The sequence below is a fragment of the Pseudomonas sp. H9 genome (assembly GCF_004353925.1).
In the GTDB taxonomy this organism is placed as follows: domain Bacteria; phylum Pseudomonadota; class Gammaproteobacteria; order Pseudomonadales; family Pseudomonadaceae; genus Aquipseudomonas.
Map to the genome: position 1 here is coordinate 20371 of NZ_SMOK01000004.1, position 17587 is coordinate 37957.

Genomic DNA, 17587 nt, shown 5'->3' on the forward strand with positions numbered 1-17587 from the left:
CATCAGGAAATTTTCAACACCTTGCGGCCCACTACCGCCCCCTGACGAATCTGATCGAATATCGCGTTGATCTCATCCAGGGTTGTCAGGCTGCTCTGCACTTTAATCAAACCATTGGCGGCGAATTCAACCGCCTCATGCAGGTCTTGCCGGGTGCCGACGTTAGAACCACGAATCGACAGTTCCCAATTGACGATGCGGTCGATGGAGCTGCGCACTTCATCCGCAGCACCACCCGGCTGACCGATGTAAATCGCGGTACCACCGGGGCGCAACAGCTTCACGGCCAGCTCAAAGGCTTTGTTGGAGGTCGCGGTCACCAGCACACCATGCACGCCACCCAGGTCTGCGTGGATAGCGCTTTCAGGGTCTTTCGTGACGTTGTACACGCGCTCAGCACCCAAGCGGTGGGCCAGTTCCAGCTTTTCATCGCTGACATCAACCGCCACCACCCGGAGGCCCATGGCCTTGGCGTACTGCACCGCCACATGGCCCAGGCCACCGATCCCAATCACTGCCATCCATTGCCCGGGGCGTGCACCGGAACGCTTGAGCCCCCGATAGGTTGTTACCCCGGCACAGAGGATCGGGGCCAGGCTGTACAAGTCGACACCGTCCGGAACTTTCGCCACGAATGCCGCTGGCGCGATCATGTACTCGGCGTAGCCTCCCGGCTTGCTATAGCCGGTGGCCTCGCCTTGCTTACAGATGGTTTCCATCCCGGCGCGGCAGTATTCACAGGCGCCACAGGCGCTGTACATCCACGGCACACCGACCGTATCGCCGATCGCGTAACCGGTCACGCCTTCACCCAGTTCGGCAATATGGCCGGTGACCTCATGGCCTGGAATCAACGGCAGGTTTGGCGGGCTGGGCCAGTCACCATCACAGGCATGCACATCGCTGTGGCACACACCACAGGCCACTACCTTGATCAGAATCTCGCCAATGCCTGGCTTGGGAATGGGTAGCTGCTCCAATTGCAGCGCCCCGCCCAGCTCACGAAGAATAGCGGCAGTCATGGTTTTCTTGTTCGAGTCCAACATAACGACATCCTCATGAAGTAACGTTTTTCGAGAACACTTTCCCCTCGCGCTCAAGTTTCAACCTGAGCACGGGCAGCAGATCTGGTGCAGCACTCAGCTGGCGAGTGCGAGTGGGTTGCTGGCGTGAAGCATCAATGAGAGGTGCTGGATCAGCATTACCGTGCTGTCGACTTCGGCTGGTGTTGGCTGGCGTGCGTACTTCACCGGGGGCAGAAGCATCCAGACGAAGTCTCCGTAGTTCGGCGTCAGCACAACCTCACAGCGCTTTTCTGCAGGGTGGTACTGAATACTCAAACCGCCGAGTTCCATGGCCACGCACAAGGGCAGTACCACGGCATTGCTGTTCAGTTGCTCCAGCAGGGCCCCACAGTCAGAAGGCCCGACAAATTTCGCCGTGCGCGTCGAAGGCTTCCAGCCGCAGTAGCTCAAGCGCATGCTCAGTGGCGCGCTGCCCAGGTCTACAGCGACCTTCCAGCGCCAACGGCAGGTGTAGATTCTGCCAATCAGCTTGCTCGACAAGCGATGCTCAAGCACCAGGCCATCCGCAGCAAGACGGTGGTCAACACCCAGCACGGCGCGTGCACTGTCTGCGGCCTCTGGCTCCATATACTCGCCAAAGCGCGACACCGTGTCCCGAAGCATCTGTTGAGCGCGACGGTCAATGACTGAATAAAGATCCATGCTCACTCCGAACGCCGGTTATTGTCGTTTCAACTGCGCAAGCAGCACGCCTTCATCACCCTCATGCTGACCATCGACAGCTTCGGAACGATGGACAATGCGACGCAGCACATCATCCAAAGCCACCGGCTGGAACAAGGCCTGCCCGGTCGACTTCAAGTACACGACACCAAATGCCAGGATCAACGCTGAACACACCACCGCAATGCCAAACACCTGAGCATCGGAAATCAGGGTTCCAATCATGTACAGGCAGGCAGCGATGCCAATCAGTTGCGGGAGTGGGTAAAGCGGCGTGCGGAACGGACGGTTGGCGTTGGGGTAGCGGACACGCAAGATCACCACGTTCAGCTGAGCGATCAGGTACGACATCAACCAGGTGGTGCAGGCCACACTGATCATCATGGTGATCAGGGCGATGTCGGCGTTATTGGCCATGGCGTAAACCAGCACGATCAGAATCAGCGCCACGACAAAGAAGATACTGAACCAAGGCGTTCTGGCCACCGGGTGCAGCCAGGAGAAAATCTTCGGCAGCATGCCTTCACGTGACAAGCCATACAGCATGCGCGGCACGGCGATCAGGTAGGTATCACACGTGGTGACTGCGGCCAGAATCGAGATACTGCCCATCAGGATCAACCCTGGCTGCCCCAGCATTGCCGCCGCACCATCGACATGAGGAATGGTAGAGGCGGCCAACTCTTCCAGAGGCAGGTAGCGCGTGATGCTCACCCCAAACAGCAGGTCGACCAACCAGATACTGGCGCAGCCAAAGATCATGGCCAGCGGAATGGTTTTGCCTGGCTCTTTAACCTCTTCAGCCAAGGGCGCCACAAATTCCATACCGATGAACAGCCAGATCGCCAGGCTCAAATACCCGAATTGATCCGTCCAGGAAACCTGTGAGAACGCTGGCTGCTCAGCCAAGGGCTCTGCCGTCTGGAAACCGGACAATCCCCATAGCCCGACCAGCCCGAGCATCAGCATCATGGCAATGGCCAAGGTCGTTTGCACGCGCCCGAACAGTTCGACGCCCTTCAGGTTGATGGCCACCAACACAGCCAGAATCCCCAGGGAGAACAGGTACCACGGTAACCCCGTCAATCGCTCAAGCGACTGCCCGCCAATGATCATGTTGGTACCGCCATCGGTGCCCACCAGCACGATGTAGCCCGCGAGCACCGCAAACAGCGCCGGCAGTTTGCCCAGTGCCGGTAGCGTGTACTCCCCCACCATACCGGCGCCTGGCAGCATGGCGGCCAGTTCAGCGTAAGACATTGCGATGCAGAGGATGATCACCAGTGCCAACAACGCCACGAGGCTGAAGGCCGGCCCCGAAACGCCATAACCGTTGCCCAGCGCCACCATGGCCGTGCCCGAAACGACCAACCCCACGGAGGTGGAGTAGGCAGCCCAGAACCCCAGGCTTCGGCTCAACTTCAAACTACTCATAACGCACCTCTCCACTATTGTTTTTGTAATGAAAAGCTGTGTGTCGTAAACAGAAAGTGGAGGCAACGCTATCAACCGCGGCTTTGGCTTGTACATACACCGCAGGGGGTAGATGAAAGGTAGGAGCGGGCTTGCCCCGCGATGCGATCCAACTGGAAAACCGCAATCGCGGGGCAAGTCGGGTCGCCGCACCGCCGCTCCTACCCGCGAGCCAAGCGGCTGAACTTACTTGGCCGCCAGCCCTTGAATGAACACGGCAATCGCTTCGTCGATGAGCGCTTCACGCTCTTCCGGCAGCGGCGCCTCTTGCATCCCCAGCAAGCAGCGCAGCTGAAAGTTGCCGGTCAGGGCATCGAGAAAGATGATCGCCCGAGGGCGCGCATCGCACGGGAGGATCAAACCGGCGCCCTGGGCCCAGTCGAAGTAGTCACTCAAGCAGCGGTAGGCCGTACCCGGCGCCGCTTCAAAGAACGAGCGGGCAGCCTCCGGAGCACGCAGCGCTTCGGCAACGATCAGCCGATGCAAGGCGATGGTACGCGGATCGAGCACCACGTCGAGGAAGGTATGGGCAATGCTCGACAAGGCATCGCGCAGCGATTTGTGTTTGAGGTCCATGTGGGTCAGCGGGTTGACGATGTCTTCGCACAACTGCGCGACAATCGCCGCGAACAGCCCTTCTTTACCGCCGAAATACGCATAAAGCGTGCGTTTTGAGCCACCGATACGCGCAATGATTGCGTCGACGCTGACGCCGGCATAACCCTCTTCAAGAAACATTTCAGTGGCAGCTACAAGAATGTTCTGCCGCTTTTCCACTTGCCTTGGACGTTCCATGCACCCGCGCCTGACCGGAATGCAACATTCCGGCAATTTGATCTGTTTGAGCCCAGAGAGTACCCCGCCACCCAGCGTCCTTCCAGCGTTTCGGTGAGACGTCCGAGCATAGTTGCGCACCTGGATATTCCAAAAAAGACCGATGCGGCCATTGACGGCCTGTGATTTTCAGTCCAAATTCGCAAAAAGGGTACGGTAACGTACCGTACCAAAAAGCTTTGACCGATTACCCCCAAGAAAAACAACAGAGGTAGTGATCATGCGTTTTGTTCAGTTCAGCGATGGCCTGCATCAAGGGCTGGCCGTCGAAGAGAATGGCGTACTGCGCGGCAAGACAGCCGATGAGGCGGGTTACCCCGGCTCACTGCAACATTTGCTGAGCACCGGTGACAGTGCACTGCAAGCCGCACACCGGGTGTTGAGCAGCTCGCAACAGATTGACCGCTCAACCATTCGCCTGCTGCCGCCCTTGTCCCGGCCAGGCAAAATCGTGTGTGTCGGCCTCAACTATGTTGACCACATCAAAGAAAGCCCTTACGAGCAACCGAACTACCCCACCTTCTTCCCTCGCTTTGCCTCAACGCTGATTGGCTGTGATGAGCCGATCATTCGCCCCAAGGCTTCCGAGCAACTGGACTTTGAAGGTGAGCTGGCCGTCATCATCGGCAAAGGCGGTCGCCACATCAGCCGCGCCGACGCCTTGGGCCACGTGGCGGGTTACTCGATCTTCAACGAAGCGTCGATCCGCGATTACCAGTTCAAATCACCGCAATGGACCATCGGCAAAAACTTCGACGCAACTGGCGCTTTCGGCCCGGTGTTCGTCAGTGCCGATGAACTGCCTGCTGGCGCCAAAGGCCTAGGCCTGGTCACCCGCCTGAATGGCGAAATCGTCCAGCAGGCCAACACTGCCGACATGATTTTTGATGTCGCCGAGCTGATCAGTGTGCTCAGCGAAGCCCTCACCCTGGAGCCCGGTGACGTGATCGTCAGTGGCACGCCAGCAGGTATCGGCTGGGCGCGCAAACCGCCGCTGTTCATGAAGCCTGGCGATCTGTGCACGGTCGAGATCGAGGGCATCGGCACCCTCAGCAACCCCATCGTCGACGAAGCCGCCAGAGGCTGAGCATTGCCCGCATCCAGCGGGCGTTGTTGCCACCCGTAATTCTGCTCGGGCCATTCGATGGCCTGCGCAGTCGGCCGCCCTGGATTTGCCTTTCACCTTCGGATTGATGCCCGTTCGCCTGGCCCGCACACGGGCCGAGGAGCTCTACCGTGTTGCAGCTCAAAGATGTCAACCACGTTGTCTACCGCCATACCGATCTACCCTCCATCGAGCGTTTTCTGGTCGATTTTGGTCTGGTTGTCGCCCATCGCAGTGAACACCGCGTATACCTGCGGGGCGCCGGTCCCCTGCCCTACGCCTATGTCATCGAACACGCGGCGGAGCCTGGCTTTGCAGCCATCGCGTTCGCCGTCGAGCGCTTCGAAGACCTGCGCGCCGCACAGGATTTGCCCGGTGCTTCACCGATCCAGGCCCTGGACGCCCCCGGTGGCGGCCACTGCGTGGTGCTGCATGATCCCGCTGGCCGACGTATCGAACTGGTACACGGCATTAAGCCGGTGGAGGCGATGCCCGTACGCGCGGCGCTAACGCTCAACTCGGCACAGCACAAACAACGCTTCGGCGACGTCCAGCGCCCCGGCAAAGGCCCCGCCCAGGTGCTGCGCCTGGGCCACGTGGCCATTGGTGTAAAGGACATGCACAGCCTGCTGCAGTGGTATTGCCAGGTGCTGCACATGCTGCCTTCGGACCTGATCGTCGAGGGTCACGACCACAGTTGCCCCAGCGCGGCATTCCTGCGCCTGAACCGCGGCCCGCAATGGACCGATCACCACACGATTGCCTTGTTTCAGGCCGAGCACGACTTTGTCCACCACGCCTCATTCGAAGTTCAGGATTTCGACGCCCAGTGCCTGGGCCATGCCTGGATGACCGAACAACAGTGGACCCCATTCTGGGGCGTAGGTCGCCATGTGCTGGGTAGCCAGATTTTCGATTACTGGCGCGACCCGTCCGGCAACCTGATCGAGCACTTCACCGACGGTGACTTGTTCAACCACCAGTCCCCCACCAACGCCACCGCCGCTTGCGATTCGAGTCTGTACCAGTGGGGGCCACCGATGTCGGTGGAGTACTTCCTGGGCGGCAGCCAAGGCTCGGCACAACTGGCACCGCGCTCATCGCAAGCGCGCCAGCGCATCCACCAGCCCCTGCAAGGAGACACCCATGAATGATTGCCTGTCCGCAGACGGACTCGATCTGCTGTTTCGCAACGCCCGCAGCCACAACGCCTGGCGCGACAAGGCGGTCAGCGATGCAACCCTCAAAACCCTCTATGACCTGATGCGCTGGGGCCCGACCAGCGCCAACAGTTGCCCGGCACGCATCCTGTTCTTGCGCAGCGCCGAGGCCAAGCAACGCCTGCTGCCAGCGCTCAATCCGGGCAACGTGGAAAAAACCATGCAAGCCCCCGTGACTGCGATCATTGGCTACGACCTGGACTTTCACCAACAGCTACCACGGCTGTTCCCGCACAACCCCGGGGTACGCGACTGGTTTGCCGAGCAACCCCAACTGATCCAGACCACAGCGATGCGCAACAGCTCACTGCAAGGCGGCTATTTCATCCTCGCGGCAAGGGCACTTGGACTGGACTGTGGGCCGTTGTCGGGCTTCGACGAGGCCAAGGTCAATGAGGTGTTTTTCTCACCTCCTCAACCGGGTGGCCGGTTAGTCGGCGGTCAAGTGAAAGCCAACTTTATCTGCAACCTCGGCTACGGCGACCACCAACAACTCTTCCCGCGCAGCCCGCGCCTCAGCTTCGAGGAGGCCTGCCAACTGCTTTGAACCTTCGCGTGCGCAGCCTTGCATCAGAACAAAAAAAACAATCGCAGGAGAACTCACATGTCACCAAGCCTCACCCCCGGGCGCAGCGGCCCATCACGTTGGCACGTACTGATCGGCGGCTTTCTCGCCTACCTGTTCGATGCCATGGAAATCATCTTGCTGACCATCGCCCTGCCGGTGATGCGTGAAGACCTTGAACTGAGCATCAACGATGCCGGCATGCTGGCTTCTGCCACGCTGCTGGGCATCGGGCTGAGCGGCGTGGCTACCGGCTGGTACTCAGACAACTTCGGGCGGCGCAAAGCACTGCTCGCATCGCTGATCATCTTCGGCAGCCTGACCATGCTGGTCGCCAGCACTCGGGACTGGGGATTGTTACTGTTGCTGCGGTTTTTGTCCGGCATCGGCCTGGGCGGTGTCTGGGGCATTGTTTCGGCCTATATCTGCGAAACCTGGCCACCTCATCAGCGCGCCCGGGCCACCGGGTTTGTGCTGAGTTCATTTCCGGTGGGCGCCGCTATCGCGGCATTGATGGCCGGCGCGCTGCTGCCCAACTGGCCGTTGCTGTTCCTGTTGGCCGGTATTTCGACACTGATTCCAGTGCTGTACATCCTGTTGTTTGTGCCTGAGTCGGCAGAGTGGAAGGCCAACAAGGTGCAGCGTCAGCATTCAGCCAGCGTCGTCGCCCATGTGTCGATTCGTGAGATTTTCGCGCCGCAACTACTACGCCTGACACTGCTTGGCACGTTCGCTGCGACCTGCGCAGTCATTGGTTTTTGGGGCGCCAGCACCTGGTTACCAACGTACCTTGTGCAAGAGCGCGGGCTGAACGTGAACATGATGTCCACCTTCATGGCCATGCTCAACGTCGGCGCCTTTATCGGCATCAACGCCTTCGGCCTGATTGCCGACCACATCGGCAAGCGCAATGCCACGCTGCTGTCACTGTTCGGGGCGGCGGTGATGCTGGCGGTCTATTCGCAAACCAATCAGAACAACCTGCTGTTCTGGCTGGGGCCGGTCTATGCCTTCTTCTACGCTTTCGCCAGCCTGTTCGCCTCTTACTTCAGTGACCAGTACCCCTTGCGGGTACGCACCTTGGGCGCCGGTTTCTGCTTCAACTTCGGCCGTGGCCTGGCGGCATTCGCACCGCTGTTGCTCAGCAGCATCGCCAGCAGCTACAGCCTGGCGTTGGGCCTGCTGGTGTGCGCCGGATTCTTCGCAGTCGCCACCCTGAGCATGTTCTTCATGCCCGCTGACATCACGGCCAGCAGCGAAGACCGAAGCACCGAGGTGCCTGCAACCGGCAGTTAAAACGCCCTTCTCTTTCCTTCACAACCCCTGGCCTGTCCGACGCTACCTGCGTCGGGCACGGGCCTCTACACGCGGAGAAATGTTCATGTCCTTAACCTTGCAACACTTCATCGATGGCGAACAGGTGCCCGGCACCAGCCAACGTTTTGCCGACGTATACGACCCGGCAACCGGCAAAGTCGGCGCCCAGGTACCGCTGGCCACCGCGCAAGAAATGCAGCACGCGGTAGCGGCTGCCCAGGCGGCGTTCCCCGCTTGGTCGGCAACGCCAGCCTTGCGCCGGGCGCGCATTCTGAGCCGCTTCAAAGACCTGCTGGAGCAAAACGCCGACACCTTGGCAGCCTTGATCACCCGTGAACACGGCAAAGTGCACTCCGACGCTCTGGGTGAAGTCACCCGCGGCCTGGAAGTCGTCGAATTCGCCTGCGGTGCCCCTCACCTGCTCAAAGGCGAAGTCAGTGAAAACATTGGCAGCCGCATCGATTCCTATGCCGTGCGCCAGCCCCTGGGTGTGGTTGCCGGTATCACGCCGTTCAACTTCCCGGCCATGGTTGCCCTGTGGATGTTCCCGGTGGCCCTGGCTTGCGGCAACACCTTCATTCTCAAGCCCTCGGAGCGCGATCCCTCGGCGGCGCTGTTTCTTGCCGACCTGCTGCAAGAAGCCGGGCTGCCACCCGGAGTGTTCAACATCGTGCATGGCGACAAAGTGGCTGTGGATGCCCTGCTGGAGCACCCGGATGTTCAAGCCATCAGCTTCGTCGGTTCCACACCCATCGCTCGCTACATCTATGCCACCGGTGCGGCCAACGGTAAGCGCGTTCAGGCCCTCGGGGGGGCCAAGAACCACATGCTGGTGATGCCTGATGCCGACCTCGACAAAACCGCCGATGCCTTGATGGGCGCCGCCTACGGTGCTGCGGGTGAGCGCTGCATGGCCATCTCGATTGCGGTGGCGGTCGGTGACGCGGTTGCCGACGGCTTGATCGAGCGCCTGGTACCCAGAGTCCGCGCGCTGAAAGTCGGCCCAGGGCATGACCCTCAAAGTGAGATGGGCCCGCTGATCAGCGCCGAGCACCGTGATCGGGTCAGCACCTACATCGCCTCGGGGGTCGCCCAAGGCGCCGAGCTATTGGTCGATGGCCGCCAGTTGCAGATCACACGCGCAGGTTGCGAGGAAGGATTCTTCCTCGGTGGCAGCCTGTTTGATCGAGTCGGTAGCGACATGCGTATCTATCAGGAAGAGATCTTCGGACCGGTGCTGGGCATCGTCCGAGTGCCCGACTACAAGACTGCCGTGGCACTGATCAATGCTCACCCTTACGGCAACGGCACGGCGATTTTCACCCGTGACGGCGATTCGGCCCGCAGCTTTGCCCATGAGATTCAGGTCGGCATGGTCGGCATCAACGTACCGATTCCCGTACCGATGGCGTTCCACAGTTTCGGCGGCTGGAAGCAGTCGCTGTTCGGTGACCACCACATGCACGGCCCAGAAGGTGTGCGCTTCTACACCCGCCTGAAAACCATCACCTCGCGCTGGCAGAGCGGCCTTCGCGACGGCGCCGATTTCGTCATGCCCACCATGCAGTAATCCCGCGCCATCGTCGCCCCCAGGCCTGGCACACACACTGCCAGGCCACTGAACACTCGGAATCGCTACCTATGAACGTACAACAACTACAAAAACGCTCTTTCAAGGTATTACTGGCCAGCCTGGCCCTGCCCCTGGCCACCAGCGTGCAGGCTATGACCTGGAGCGACACTTTCATTGGCTATCGCTACGGCACCGACTTCACCGAGCCTGGCATCCCCGACAAGGTCAAGAAGAACATCCTGCAATTGGGCCATGCCAGCGGCTACTCATATGGACAGCACTTCTTCAACCTGGACGTGTTGCGCTCCGATCACAACGACCCGAAAAAAGACAGCCACTCCGGCGCCACGGAGGGCTATCTGGTGTATCGCCATCAATTGTATTTAGGCAAGGTATTCGACCGCTCGCTGGCCTTCGGGCCGGTCAAAGAAGTGGCGCTGACCACGGGTATCGAACTCAACTACAAGAACACCGAGTTCGCCAACCGCAAGCGCATGCTGGAAATAGGCCCTACGCTCAAGTTCGACGTACCCGGTTATCTGGATGTCAGCCTGTTGTACGCCTATGAATGGAACCACTGTGGTGTATCGAGCTGCGCCACCGAGAACGTCGATTTTGACCCGCACTACCTGTTGCACGCAGTCTGGGGAATTCCCTTTCAGCTAGGTGGTGTGCCCTTCAAGTTCCAGGGCTTTGGCATGTACAAGACCGACAAGGGCAAGGACTACTTCAAGGCCGACACCTCGGAAGAAACCCAGATTCGAACAGCGCTGATGGTGGATGTCGGCCAACTGACCTTTGCCCGCAAAAACAAACTGCTGATCGGGCCAGGCTATGAGTACTGGCGCCACAAGTATGGTTCGCACGGCAAGCCCGGCACCCATACAAAAGCGCCGACCTTGCACGTGGAATGGCATTTCTGAATACCATCCGGTAGGAGCGGGCTTGCCCCGCGATCCAATCTGGCTGAGACGCCGCGATCGCGGGGCAAGTCGGGTCGCCGCACCGCCGCTCCTACAATGCCTGTTACCAGTTGTAGGTAACGGTGCCATACACCGTGCGCTGCTGCCCGTACTGACAACCGAAGTCGCTGAAGCAACCGGCCACGTATTCCTCGTCAAACAGGTTGCTGGCGTTCAGCGACACTTCGACACCCGCCAACGATGCATCGACTTTGCCCAGCGGATAGCTGACCAACGCATCCACCACGGTGTAACTGTCGACCTTGAAGCTGTTCGCCGAATTCCCGTAGGTGCTGCCAACATAGCGCGCACCGGCGCCGAAACGCAGGCCTTCCAGCGTGCCACCCTGGATACTGTAATCACCCCACAACGAAGCCATGTGCTCCGGCACACGGAACGGCGTGTTGCCCTTGTTGCCGGTATCGGACTTTGTCACCTCGACATCATTCCAGGTGTAGCTGCCAATCAGGTTGAAGCCTGTGAAGATCTCGCTCTTGCCTTCCAGCTCAACGCCTTTGGAACGCACTTCACCTTCCTGGCGACTGAAACCATTGACCTGCTCGGTGACGTTCTGTTTGGTCAGGTCGAACAGCGCCAGGGTATACAGGCTGTTGGCACCCGGCGGCTCGTACTTCAGGCCCACTTCGTATTGCTTGCCGGTTTCCGGCTCAAGCCGCGAGTTGTCGATCGTGCTCCCCACCACCGGCAAGAACGACTCACTGTAGCTGGCGTAAGGTGCCAGACCATTGTCGAACAGGTAAACGATGCCGGCGCGACCGCTGAACTTCTCATCTTTTTGGGTTTGCGGCGAGCGCCCGTCATTCTGGTCGGAGACCCAGTCGTAACGACCACCGAGCAGCAAGACCCAGTTGTCGATTTTCAGCTGGTCCTGCAGGTAGACACCGGTTTGCGACATCTTTTGTTCATAGCTCGAAGCACTGAAGGGCAGGAACGTCAGTGGCTCGCCGTACACCGGGTTGAACAGGTCGAAGGGCTCGAGAATGAAGTTCAGTGATTGCTTCTGGTCGAACTTGCCGTTGTTGTAATCAACACCGGTCAGCAGCGTGTGTTCGACACTGCCTGTGGCGAAGTTGGACTGCACCTGGTTATCCATGGTGAACAACCGACCATCGCCCTTGCGTTGATCGTTGTAGCGGGAGAACTGATCGCCCACAGCGCCGAAAATCGCAATCTCCGAACTCGACTGACGATAGTCGCTGTAGCGCACGTTCTGTCGAACTGTCCAGGTCTCGTCGAAGCGGTGCTCGAACACATAACCCAGAGACGTTTTTTCATTGGTCATGAAGTCTGAGGCGCTGTCACCCACATAGGTGTCGCGATCCAGCCGTCCGCGGGCATCACGAAACACCGTGCCAACGGCAGGCAGCGGGTTGGCGAAGTTACCGGTCTGCTTCTGGTACTCGCCCAGGAATGTCAGCTCGGTTGCATCGCTGGGGCGAAAGCTGATGGCCGGGGCAATGTATTGACGACGATTGGTAATGTGGTCGGTCTGGGCATCACCTTCACGGAACAAGCCCGTCAGGCGATAGCTCCACACACCGTCTTCATCCAGGGCGTCACCGAAGTCGAAGGCACCCTGTTTGTAGTTCAGATTACCCGCCTGTAGCTGTACTTCGCGCAGCGGCTCGGTGGTCGGGCGCTTGCTCACCAGGTTGATCTGGCCGCCCGGGTCAGAGGCGCCATACAGCACGGAGCTGGCGCCACGCAGCACCTCAATGCGCTCCAGGCCGTAGATTTCTGGCGCATCCCAACCAAGAAAGTTCGGCAGGAACGTACGGGTGCCATCACGCAGCATGCGCCCGGTCCCCTGTTGGAAACCACGGATCATCAACTGGTCCGTGACAAATTGTGGGCCGGCCAATTCGGCATGTACGCCTGGTGTATAAAGCAATGCCTGCGAGACCGACTTGGGTTGTTGGGCCTCCATCTGCTCACGCGTCACTACCGACACTGAATACGGCGTTTCAATCAGCGGCGTATCGGTTTTGCTACCGGCGGAGGCGCGCTTGGCCACATAGCCGTCATCCGGAGCGACAGAACTGTAGGCCTGGCCGACCACACTGATGCTCGGCAATGCCAACGCCGAGTCGTCGCTGGTGCCAAGCAAGGTGACATGATCGCCTTCGATACGCGGGGTGATAGAGGTGCCCTGGAGCAAGCGGCGCAACGCCTCTTGCGGCTCCATACGCCCGGACACCTGCGGGCTGCGCAGCCCTGAGACCGTATCCTGACTGTAGATAATCTGCAGATTGGCCTGGTTACCCAGCTCCGACAATGCCGAGGCCAGCGGCTGGGCCGGAATATTCAGCTGGACCGGTTCGGCCAGGCTGGGCACCGATGTCAACAGCGCAAGACTCATGACCGCAACAGTGATGCCGTGGCGCAGTCGCTGTTTCGGTCGGTTCAACGGATAGGTGCCCATGGTGTTCCCTGTAAGTGTTGTCATTGTGTTGGCGGGCCCGGACAGCGACAGACAACCGTCACTTCAGGGGCTCGCCTGAATGACGAACGAACATCAAATTCGTTCAGCAAATGACATCAGGTACACACAGCAGATGCTGGAACTCAGCGGGTGGAGCGGCTTGAAATCAGACGAACACCGTCAGCCAGGTGCATCGTTACAGGCAGGATTTGCGGCAGTGCCGCAACCAACTGTTCCAGCTCGGCAGTATCGTAGATACCACCAAAACGCAGTTCGCCGGCTTCCCGGTCGTTCAACTGCAGCGGGGTGTTCAGGTAGCGATTGATCAACGGCAACGCATCGCGAAGGCTGATGTCATCGAGCATCAATTTGCCCTTGCGCCATGCCGATGCTCGGGCAGGGTCCACGCGACCGAGCTGAAGTTCGCGCCCCGGCATCAAAGTGGCCTGCATGCCCGGCGTGAGCTCCGCCCGTTGATCGTTATGCGTTACTTGCACCGCCCCTTGGGTGAGCGTCACCGTGGTTTGCTGGGGCGCGGTCCAAACGTTGAAGTGCGTGCCGGTAACTCGGACATTGGCATTGTCGGCAGCAACGACAAAGGGCTTTTCAACATTGTGCTGTACATCAAAATAGGCTTCGCCGTCGGTCAGCACCACGCGGCGCTGATCGTTGTAGCCCAGGTACAGCAGGTCGGAGTTGCGGTTCAGCTCGACCTGACTGAGGTCCGGCAAGATCACTTGGTGTCGAGTGTCTTGTGCCGCGTAATAGCGAACGCTACCCGGTAGTACGCCAGCGGACCATCCCGTCACCCAGATGGCACCACAGGCCAGCACAACCACAGCCGCCCTTGCCCACGACGAATGATATCGCCGACGGGGTTTAGCCTTGATCGGCGTCACCGGACGCGCAGGCAGCTGCGCACTGACGTTCCAGATCCGGCAAATGGTGGCGTACTCCGCCGCATGCGACGGGTCGGCGTCATGCCAGCGCTGAAACGCCTCGCGATCAGCATCGCTGCACTCATCAAAATGCAGGCGCATGCACCAGTCGGTAGCGATTTCACTCAAGGAAGCGGGAGGCTGTTGGTCAGGCATCTTGGCCGCAAGCGCAGAAAATTTGGCCAAGCTTACTCCAACTCCTGCGGTTGCAGTTACACCCCTGAGTACCAACACGCCCGCGATTGAAAATTATTCTTAATAAGATTAGATTCTGCAGGCTCGCAGCCAAACCCCAAACAGATCAGGTGCCTCATGCAGAATCGAGGAGTGGCCGGGACCGACACCCAGCTGCTAGAAGAATGCTTCAGCCATCGCCACCGCCTGATCGCAATTGCCACGCGTATCATCGGATGCCGTAGCCAGGCAGAAGACATCGTGCACGATGCATTCATGAAAGTGTCCGGTGCAGACGCTGCCGAGCCAATCCGCTCCCAGGCCTCTTACCTGACCCGCGTGGTACGTAACCTGTCGATCGACCATTACCGGCGTCGTCGGTTGGAAGAGCGCTTGATGTCCAGCGAGGAGGAGCACACCGAAACCCCCGCCCATCCCGCCGAATCGCCTGAAACCCTGGTCTCTGACCAGCAGTTGCTGGAGCGCATTGCCGTGGCGCTGGCCGACCTGCCACAACGTACCCGTGATGCATTCGAAATGTGCAGGATCCACGGCATGACGCAAAAGCAGATCGCTACCGCACTGGGCGTTTCACCCGCACTGGTCAACAGCATGATCCGTGATGCCGTGCTGCGCTGCCGTGCGTTGCTGTAGCAGCGGGCACGGCAGCACTTCAGTCAACGCTTTGTGGTGTTACCAGCCGCCTGGCAACCAGCCCAGCGCACTGGCAATGGCATAGGCCATGCTGCACAGGTACAGAATGACTACCATCACCTGAATCGCCGGATGGGCAATCCAGCCGCACTGCCACGCCGGGACGATGTCACCGTTCTTGCGCGCCGAGCGCAGCATCAGGATCGGCATGATCGACAGGATCACACCACTGAACACACCCGCGAAGTACAGTGCGTTCACAAAACCGACCATGCCGCTGTAGGCCAGCACGAACGGCGGCACACACACGATACCCAGCACCAGCAGGCGGTTTTTAGGGTTGCTTTCCGAACCCAGGCTTTTGAACTTGTCGAAAATGTTGGTCAGGAAGCTGCCGCCCAGGCCCCAGTACGAGGTCATCATGGCGCACAGGGCAAAGGTGTTGGCGGTGTAGAACGCCCACTGCCCCAGGGCCTGGCCCCACGCCAGGGTGGCCACTTCGGTCTGGTTTTCCAGGCCGTTCAGGGCAATCACCGACATCGGTACGATAGCCAGCAGAACAAAGGTGATGACCATCCCGGTGATTACCGCAATCGGCAGGCGCTTGGGGGCATGGCTGAAACCACGCGCCATTTCCGGCACCACGTACTGGGCCGAGAAACAGAACACGGCAATGTTGAACACTGGAATCATGTAGATCCAGCTACCGTCGAACAGGTTGGCAAAGTCGGTACGCTCGTTGATCAGCGTCGCGATCACCAGCACCAGCGTCATCGAAACCATGCCAATACTGATGAACTTCTCACCCTTGCCGATGGCCTTGAGCCCCAGGTACAGCACGAATGCAGCAGGCAGGAAGAACAGCAGGCTGCCCAGTGCCGGGCTGATACCGAAAAACTCACTGAGGATCTTGCCGCTACCGCTCATGTAAGCGGTCAGGGCACCGATGCTGTTGACTGCCACCGAAAGGAAGATCGCCCAGGCGCCGAAAGAGCCGACGTAGCGTTGCGCCAAGCCACTCAGTTGGTGATGGCTACGGGTACGCAGGGTGGTTTCCGATACATAGAGCATGGAAATGGTGGTGAAGACACCAGCTACCGCCAGCCACAGCAGCAGCGGCATGTAACCGGCCAGACGGCTGGCATACGCCATCGACAGAACGCCCGCACCGATGTTGGTGCCCACGATCATCGCCACGGCCTCGACAAAGGTCAGGCGTTTGACCTCCAGGCCCGATGACTCGGAGACGGACGCGTCAGCACCGCCCACGGCGATGTTGGGTTTTGCACTCATGATCACACTCACTGCGTATTTATATTTGTTTCCGGAAGCACCTGAAGCGATGCATCACAGGCCCATCCTCAGGATGAAGGCGCTGTGCCATGGATATTTCGAGCGGCGGGCAAAATATCACACAAGGTGTTCGGAATAACATCCACACAGGGCGAAAGAGTGTGAACCCAGATTTCTATAAAATCCTTTAAAAGCAGATAGTTAGTGATTCAGGCGAAGGTCAAGCCCGACCAAGGTCGGGCTGCCTCACAGGGATACACGTTCAGAATTCCAGGCAGATCTTGCCAAAATGCTGGTTGCTTTCCTGGTGGCGGAACGCGTCGACGATCTGTTCCAGGGCAAAGGTTTTGTCGATGACCGGGCGCAAGCCATTGGCATCAATCGCCCGTACCATCGCCTGTTGCTGGGCGCGACTCCCCACCAGCACACCTTGCAGGCGAATCTGGCGCACCAGCGCTTGCACCAACGGCAACTGGCCGGCTACTCCGGTCAGAATACCGATCAAGGAAATGTGCCCGCCAATGCGTGCAGCAATCATCGATTGCTCCAGGGTTGCCGGGCCGCCGACTTCAATGACGTGATCGACACCACGATTATCGGTGAGCTGGCGAACGGTTTCCCCCCAGGCCGGGGTCTTGCGGTAGTTGATCAGGTGATCGGCGCCCATGGCCTTGAGACGTTCGAGTTTCTCGTCACTGGAAGAAGTGGCGATCACCGTAGCGCCTGCCAGCTTGGCGAACTGCAAGGCGAAGATCGAAACCCCACCCGTGCCTTGCACCAGCACGGTGTCACCCGGTTTGAGCGAGTCGTCGGCCATCAAGGCCCGCCAGGCAGTCAGCCCTGCAGTGGTCAGGGTGGCGGCCTCGGCATGGCTAAAGCCCTTCGGTGCAAGGGTGAACGAGGTAGCACGCGCGGTCACCTGCTCCCGTGCATAGCCGTCGATGCCATCGCCGGGCACGGAGGCAAAACCTTCCACTAATGGCTGGCCGTCAATCCAATCCGGGAAGAAGGTGCTGACCACAGCATCGCCCACCGCAAATTCGCTGACGCCTTCGCCGACTGCAGTCACCACACCCGCGCCATCAGCCATCGGGATTCGCGCCTCGCTCGGCCCCCACATGCCGCTGACCACAGCAAAGTCGTGATAGTTAAGGGAGTTGGCATGCAGCCGTACGGTAATCTCACCTGCCCTGGGCGCAGGTGCCTCGCACGTGCCGACCTGAACCTTGTCGTAACCGCCGCCGGCCTGAACGTAAATAGCCTTGCTGGTCATGCGAACCTCCTGTGT

The 17587-nt window shown here is 59.5% G+C and carries 15 protein-coding genes; 7 read left to right on the plus strand and 8 right to left on the minus strand.

What is annotated here, in order from left to right; all coding sequences use genetic code 11:
* Positions 1 to 2: 2 nt before the first annotated feature.
* The 4 genes from E1573_RS02425 to E1573_RS02440 all read right to left on the minus strand — a co-directional run bounded on the left by E1573_RS02425 (position 3) and on the right by E1573_RS02440 (position 4016).
* Entirely contained in the window at positions 3 to 1046 is a 1044-nt protein-coding gene (locus tag E1573_RS02425) for a zinc-dependent alcohol dehydrogenase (RefSeq protein WP_218568356.1), read from the minus strand.
* A gap of 93 nt (positions 1047 to 1139) precedes the next feature.
* On the minus strand, positions 1140 to 1727 hold the full coding sequence (locus E1573_RS02430) for a hypothetical protein (protein WP_133210316.1): 588 nt from the start codon (positions 1725 to 1727) through the stop codon (positions 1140 to 1142).
* Between the two features lie 18 nt (positions 1728 to 1745).
* A complete protein-coding gene (locus tag E1573_RS02435) occupies positions 1746 to 3182 on the minus strand; it encodes an APC family permease (protein ID WP_133210318.1) in 1437 nt (478 codons plus the stop codon).
* Between the two features lie 225 nt (positions 3183 to 3407).
* Positions 3408 to 4016 (minus strand): TetR/AcrR family transcriptional regulator, encoded by a 609-nt coding sequence (locus E1573_RS02440; RefSeq protein WP_133210320.1) that lies wholly within the window; start codon positions 4014 to 4016, stop codon positions 3408 to 3410.
* 259 nt (positions 4017 to 4275) lie between these two features.
* On the opposite strand from E1573_RS02440, the gene E1573_RS02445 reads away from it, so the two are divergent.
* From E1573_RS02445 to E1573_RS02470, 6 genes are all read left to right on the plus strand, one after another.
* The gene (locus tag E1573_RS02445; RefSeq protein ID WP_133210322.1) at positions 4276 to 5142 is read left to right on the plus strand and encodes a fumarylacetoacetate hydrolase family protein; all 867 of its coding nucleotides are present in this window, start codon (positions 4276 to 4278) and stop codon (positions 5140 to 5142) included.
* 149 nt (positions 5143 to 5291) lie between these two features.
* Positions 5292 to 6314: a VOC family protein gene (locus E1573_RS02450; RefSeq protein ID WP_133210324.1), complete on the plus strand. Its 1023-nt coding sequence runs from the start codon at positions 5292 to 5294 to the stop codon at positions 6312 to 6314.
* A complete protein-coding gene (locus E1573_RS02455; protein WP_133210326.1) occupies positions 6307 to 6927 on the plus strand; it encodes a malonic semialdehyde reductase in 621 nt (206 codons plus the stop codon). Before E1573_RS02450 ends, E1573_RS02455 begins: the two co-directional genes overlap by 8 nt.
* Before the next feature lie 57 nt (positions 6928 to 6984).
* Positions 6985 to 8241: an MFS transporter gene (locus tag E1573_RS02460; protein ID WP_133210328.1), complete on the plus strand. Its 1257-nt coding sequence runs from the start codon at positions 6985 to 6987 to the stop codon at positions 8239 to 8241.
* Between the two features lie 85 nt (positions 8242 to 8326).
* On the plus strand, positions 8327 to 9832 hold the full coding sequence (locus E1573_RS02465) for a CoA-acylating methylmalonate-semialdehyde dehydrogenase (protein WP_133210330.1): 1506 nt from the start codon (positions 8327 to 8329) through the stop codon (positions 9830 to 9832).
* A gap of 71 nt (positions 9833 to 9903) precedes the next feature.
* Positions 9904 to 10758, plus strand: a complete 855-nt coding sequence (locus E1573_RS02470) for a hypothetical protein (RefSeq protein WP_133210332.1) — start codon at positions 9904 to 9906, stop codon at positions 10756 to 10758.
* Between the two features lie 103 nt (positions 10759 to 10861).
* Here E1573_RS02470 and E1573_RS02475 read toward each other — a convergent pair whose 3' ends face one another.
* Both E1573_RS02475 and E1573_RS02480 read right to left on the minus strand, forming a co-directional pair.
* Positions 10862 to 13240, minus strand: coding sequence for a TonB-dependent siderophore receptor (locus tag E1573_RS02475; protein WP_133210334.1), 2379 nt, complete (start codon positions 13238 to 13240; stop codon positions 10862 to 10864).
* A 143-nt stretch (positions 13241 to 13383) separates the two neighbouring features.
* Positions 13384 to 14364 carry a FecR family protein gene (locus tag E1573_RS02480; protein WP_256659467.1) on the minus strand — a complete coding sequence of 327 codons (981 nt, stop codon included), beginning with the start codon at positions 14362 to 14364 and terminating at the stop codon, positions 13384 to 13386.
* 126 nt (positions 14365 to 14490) lie between these two features.
* Here E1573_RS02480 and E1573_RS02485 point away from each other — a divergent pair, with 126 nt between their 5' ends.
* The gene (locus E1573_RS02485) at positions 14491 to 15006 is read left to right on the plus strand and encodes an RNA polymerase factor sigma-70 (RefSeq protein ID WP_133210336.1); all 516 of its coding nucleotides are present in this window, start codon (positions 14491 to 14493) and stop codon (positions 15004 to 15006) included.
* 39 nt (positions 15007 to 15045) lie between these two features.
* On the opposite strand, the gene E1573_RS02490 is transcribed toward E1573_RS02485, so the two are convergent.
* Together E1573_RS02490 and E1573_RS02495 are read right to left on the minus strand one after the other, a co-directional pair.
* Positions 15046 to 16299, minus strand: a complete 1254-nt coding sequence (locus tag E1573_RS02490) for an amino acid permease (RefSeq protein ID WP_133210338.1) — start codon at positions 16297 to 16299, stop codon at positions 15046 to 15048.
* Between the two features lie 262 nt (positions 16300 to 16561).
* A complete protein-coding gene (locus E1573_RS02495) occupies positions 16562 to 17572 on the minus strand; it encodes an NAD(P)-dependent alcohol dehydrogenase (RefSeq protein ID WP_133210340.1) in 1011 nt (336 codons plus the stop codon).
* Positions 17573 to 17587: the final 15 nt, after the last annotated feature.